Here is a 5,302-nt window from a genome sequence, read left to right as displayed (position 1 = left end):
ACCCGGCGTGTCGTGCGAACTGCCAGCTTGGTCCAGGTTCGCCAGCCTCTCCACACGCGTTCGGTCGGACGGTGAAAAACTATGAGTCGATTCTACAACCGCTGCTCGGGGCCTTCCAACGACACGGAGTCGCCATGGTCCAGGATTGAGCAGTCCCACAGGTTCAACCGCTCGCCGCATGGCCGCCGCATTTCAACGTGGCGATCGGGGACCGGCCGGCGAGCTCTCCGCTGCGGCCACGAACTCGTGCGCCCCCAGGTCCGGATGTGCACCGCGCGGTGTCCCGTCGATGTCGGCGGTAACTTCGGCTAGCGGCTCCGCCCGGTCGATCGCAGCTGTTGCCGCCGCGGTGAGCCGCAGGTTGCCCTCATCGGCGGCGACGAAGGAGGCGCTCAGGTCGCGGCTGACGTTGTTCCGCAGCGTGAACCGGCTCTCCGTCTCGATGAGCGGACCGGGACCGCTGAGCAGGTTGTTCTGGACCCGCAGGCCGTCGTTGTCGTGAACCAGGCGGATGAGCCGCCCGTGACGGCTGTTGGGGTCGTGAACTGTGTTGTGCAAGATCGCACAATCGCGCGTGAAGTCAGCGAGGATGCCATTCTCGGGCGCCCGCGTCACGAAGTTGTTGCGAACCAGAACGCCCGTGCAGTGGTACGCCACCGCGGGCGGCTTGAACGAGTTGCCCAGGCAGATACCGCTGTCACAGTTGACCACCACGTTGCGCTCGACGACGCAGTCGCGGCTATCGTGCCAGAGAAAGACCGCCCCGCGGGCGCTGCCAGTGCGGCCCCGAATGCCGACGAACACATTGTCGGCGATGCTCCACCCGGATGCATACATCACGTCGATTCCGCCGATGTAGTCGCCGCCGAAGGACTGCGGCGTGTCGGCTGGGTCGTCCCCGTACCGCTTCGGGCGATCGTTGATAAAAAAGCAGTACTCGACCCGGCACCCCCGTGGCCGCAAACGCTCGCGATCCGCTGCCGGCACCGCCACGCCCTTGACTGCGCGTTGCCAGATGTTGTGCAAAACGCAGTTGCGGATTGTGGCCCGCTGGACGCCGGTGTCGCTGTCGAGCTTGATGCCGTTCCAGCGGACGTTCTGGATCAAGAGATCCGCGACCGTCACGCCGGTGCAGCCGCGGATGGTGAGCAGTTCACCGAGCGTACCGCCGCCGTCGAGCACCACGCGGCCGCGCCGACCCGAGCTGCTGCGGAGGGTTACCCCGTTGGTGGCGATCACCAGCGTGCGGGTCATCGGGTAAACCCCGTCGGCCAGGAGGATGGTCCCACCCGGCCGGACCCGGCGGGCCGCCGCAAGCAGCGCGTCGGCGGTGGCGATTTTGATCACCTCGCCCGCCGGAGAGCCCAGAGGCGGTGCCTTCGGGTACCAAACCTTTACCAACGATACTCTCGACGGCCTGTCTGCCGGCCGCTGGGTTGTGATGGCGTCGATGACCTCGGCATACCTCATCAGCACCAGGTAGCTCCGCAGGTCGAAGCCGTGGCACCGCAACGCCTCCACAGAGTAGTCGTTTTGGTACTGCTGCGGGGCGCTTGGGTGCACGCCGTCGCGGGAGATGAGCGTGGGCACGTCGTACCCCTCGTAAGCCCGAAACGCCTCCGACGCCCCATCCCAGTCGCCGGGCCGGCGCTTCAGGATCTCGGCGTGGTAGTCGACCAGCGGTACGTGCATCTCGCGCGCGACCTGCCGGGCCGCTCCGGCGAACGACGCCGACTTCGCCTCGAACCCGTGCCGCGGCGGAATCGTGCTGAGGATGACCACGGTCCCGTGGTCGAGGCATTTCCGGACCACCGAGCGCAAGCGCTGGCGGTACTCGACCACCTGGAACTCGCGCAGGTCGTTGCTCCCGAACTGGACCAGCGCCACTTCCGGGTCGAGCTTATCCAGCCAGGCCGCTACGTTCTCGTCGGCCCACCGCGCCGTCTGCCCCCCCTGGTTGCCGAACTCCGGCCCCTTCCAGTCGCGCCAGCACTCGGGGCGCAGGTACGCCTCTACCTTCCGGAAGGTGCGCTCCATCTCGGGCGGTGCGTTCTTACGCTCATATTTCATGGGCGTCCAGAAGGCGAGAGTCTCGGTGATTGAGTCGCCGAAGTGCGCGAAGGTGCCCGCCTTGCCACGGAACCGCGCGTGGACCCGCGCCATCGCCTCGCCCCAGGCTGGCCGGGCCGCGACCGCGACGGGAGCGTCCTCGCCCCGACCCGGTGTAGAAGGGACGATGACGAAAGCCATACACAGCAGCAGACGTGCTCGACCTACCATGTGATGATTCCTGGAATGCTCCTTGGGAAAGGAACCCCCCCGGACCTCATCGTGGCGTCGGCCGCGGGGGCTGTCAACCTGTCGGCGTTCGAACGGTGAAGCATCCGTGGATCACCACGGAACCATTCCCTCAATGTTGAACAAGTTGAACGAAGACGAAATTCAGGCCGCCTCCGATCGGCTGCTCAACCTGGCCGCATGACACCGAAGGAGCTTACTAAGACTGGATACGCTCATATATGGCTAAAATGCGTGACGTGGCTTAAGTATGTTCGTTGAAATTCCGAAAAACCATCGAAATCACGCTTGACCTTGGGCCAACCGGTTGATACCCTACTAACACGGATGGAGGATGTCTCGTATCTGGGATGACAGTTATAGACCAGCCCATGCAGGGTGCTTCCGTGCATGGTTTGACGCTCTTGCAGAGAGTAGAATCGAGTCGAGTTTGTTCTATAGATTGAGCTCTCTTATAACCAGATTCACTTGATCGCAAACGAATAGACTATCTCAAATACCTGAACTAGGCTTGGAAGAGACATCGAAGGCCGGTTTTGAGACACGCATTGAGCATCATCAAAGGACTCGAGTTGGCAGATAGGCCCACCGCGTAGCGCCTGCAGTGTCAGAGAAGGATTGGGGGTGGATCTCAGACGAAACCGTAACCGGCCCAGGATCCACTGCTGATCGAAGCTGGTGACTGACGCTTGATGCTGCTTCAGGGTCGCAGAATACCAACTAGCCCATTGTTAAACTGTTAGTCAGAAAAAGTAAACCGCCGTTAGCCGTTGTTTCTAACTGGTGCTCTTCGTTTAATTTTTTCAGGTGCAACGCGACGTGGTGCAACCCATGGGGACGGAGTCCGCGCAAAACTGAGCCCTTTGGACCTTATACGTCCGCGAACCGTCCATTGAGATCCTCTCTCCCAAGTAGATGCGATTACGCCTGTCCTTGCATTCCACGGGCTCACATACAAGCTATGTCCGACAGATCGAGGTAGGCATCCAGGGGCCCTCGAAGTTCATGAACAATGCCAGCACTTACATCGCCGACCCGAGAACGGCCTCGTCGCGCCCCGGGCGGGCCGCCTCGGGCACCTCTGGCGCGGGGCTCGGTCCCATCCCGATCCCCGCCGTTCTCAGCTTCGACATCGAGGAGCACCACCGCATTGAGGCGGCGGCCGGTTTGGAGGTGGCAGCCACGCTTCAAGGCGATTACCGCCGACGGATGTGCCGGGTGACAGGTTGGATCCTCGAGCAGCTCGCGGAGAGGAACATCCCGGCCACGTTCTTCATCATCGGCCAGATCGCCCATGATGAGCCGGGGCTGGTTCGCTCCATCCGCGAGGCGGGACACGAGGTGGCGAGCCACGGATGGGATCACCGCCGTATTCATACCATGACTCCTGAAGTGTTCCGGGAAGACGTGCGAAAGAGCAAGGACGCCCTCGAGCAGGCCTGCGGCGCGGCGGTCGTCGGGTACCGGGCGCCCACGTTCAGCCTTGTCAAGCAGACGGCTTGGGCGCTGGATGTCCTGCCCGAGATCGGCCTGCTCTACGACTCGTCCATCTATCCCGTGCACCATGATCGCTATGGCATCCCGGACGCGCCTCGAGGGCCGTTTCTGGCACGAGGCATACGCCACGAGATTCTTGAGCTTCCCCCCGCGACCCTGCGGATCGGGGGCGTGAACATCCCCGTGGGCGGAGGGGGCTATTTCCGCATGTTGCCCTGGCCGCTCATGAAGCTGGCGCTGGCGCACTCGCGGCGCGACCCGCAGTCCGGCGCGACCGTCCTCTACTTCCATCCGTGGGAGTTCGATCTGGATCAGCCTCGCCTCCCGCTGAAGCGACTCAACCGCTTCCGGACCTACGTGGGGATCCGACGCAGCCGGAGCCGTCTGACCCGGCTGTTCTCCGGCTACCCGTTCATGCGAGCCGTCGACCTTGCCAGGCGGCTCCTCGAGCGCCGTGAAGGGCTGCCTCGATTCCGTCCGACTCCTTGACGTCAGCAGATTGCTTTCACAGACACGCCGAATTCGCCCTCAGCGGGGTCAAGACAGGTTCGGCGGCTCATCAAAGATTCATTGGGCAGTCCCAAAGCCATGCGGATCTTGTTTCTTGCCCAGCGCGTTCCCTATCCTCCAGACCGGGGCGACAAGATCCCTACGTACAATCAACTGCGCCACCTGGCGGAAGCGCACGAGGTCGCTGTGGCCTGTCTGGCCGACGGCGAGGAAGACTTGGCAAACATCGCCGGGCTGAAATCCTTGGCGACATCAGTCGACGCCGTTGCCGTTCGCCCCATGCGAGCCCGGTCAAGGGCTCTGGCCGCCCTGGGCAGTCGAATGCCCTTCACAGTGGCTTATTTCAACGAACTCGGACTGCACGAGCAGGTAGGCAAACGAATGCGGCGAGAGCATTTTGACGCGATCCTGGTCAACAGTTCCCAGATGGCCCAGTTCGTCGAGCCTTACTCCGATGTGCCGCGCATCATGCAGTTCGTGGACCTCGATTCGCTCAAATGGCAACAGTATGCCGAGAATTCCAGCATCCCCCGCTCGTGGATTTTCCGCCGCGAGTTTCATTGCTTGCTCGAGTACGAGCGAAACCTGGCGAGGACGTTCACACACTCGCTGGTCTGCACCCCTCGCGAGCTCAAGGACCTGGAGCGGCTGGTCCCGGGCGCGGCGGCGAGCTGCGTCAGCAACGGGGTCGATCTCGAAGTTTTTCGTCCCCATTCTCTCGAGAAAATACCCGGTGAGATGGTCTTCACGGGGGTGATGGATTACTATCCCAACCTCGAGGGCATCGTCTGGTTCTGCCGGGACGTGCTGCCCTTGATCCGCCGCGAGCTGCCGGACGTGACCTTCACCATCTGCGGGTCTCGACCTGATGCTCGGGTCAAGGCCCTTGCCAGGATACCCGGCGTGACGGTCACCGGGCGGGTTGCCGACGTGCGGCCCTACCTCGCGCGGGCGAGCGTCGCGGTGGTGCCGTTGCGGATCGCCAGGGGAATCCAGA

At 62.9% G+C, this 5,302-nt stretch carries 3 protein-coding genes; 2 read left to right on the top strand and 1 reads right to left on the bottom strand.

What is annotated here, in order from left to right; translation table 11 throughout:
- Positions 1-192: 192 nt before the first annotated feature.
- On the bottom strand, positions 193-2,280 hold the full coding sequence (locus ACLP9N_RS00435) for a right-handed parallel beta-helix repeat-containing protein (protein WP_442405551.1): 2,088 nt from the start codon (positions 2,278-2,280) through the stop codon (positions 193-195).
- A 1,023-nt stretch (positions 2,281-3,303) separates the two neighbouring features.
- On the opposite strand from ACLP9N_RS00435, the gene ACLP9N_RS00430 reads away from it, so the two are divergent.
- Positions 3,304-4,284, top strand: a complete 981-nt coding sequence (locus ACLP9N_RS00430; protein WP_442405550.1) for an XrtA system polysaccharide deacetylase — start codon at positions 3,304-3,306, stop codon at positions 4,282-4,284.
- Between the two features lie 99 nt (positions 4,285-4,383).
- Positions 4,384-5,302: TIGR03087 family PEP-CTERM/XrtA system glycosyltransferase (locus ACLP9N_RS00425; RefSeq protein ID WP_442405549.1), on the top strand; the 919-nt coding region annotated here is incomplete at its 3' end.

The organism is Mycobacterium sp. (genome assembly GCF_052144515.1).
Lineage (GTDB): Bacteria > Actinomycetota > Actinomycetes > Mycobacteriales > Mycobacteriaceae > Mycobacterium.
This window is presented reverse-complemented; position numbering and strand designations above follow the sequence as displayed.

Coding starts and splice junctions, on each gene's coding strand:
- ACLP9N_RS00430 (WP_442405550.1), top strand. CDS start 3,304: ATGAACAATGCCAGCACTTACATCGCCGACCCGAGAACGGCCTCGTCG.
- ACLP9N_RS00435 (WP_442405551.1), bottom strand. CDS start 2,280: ATGGTAGGTCGAGCACGTCTGCTGCTGTGTATGGCTTTCGTCATCGTC.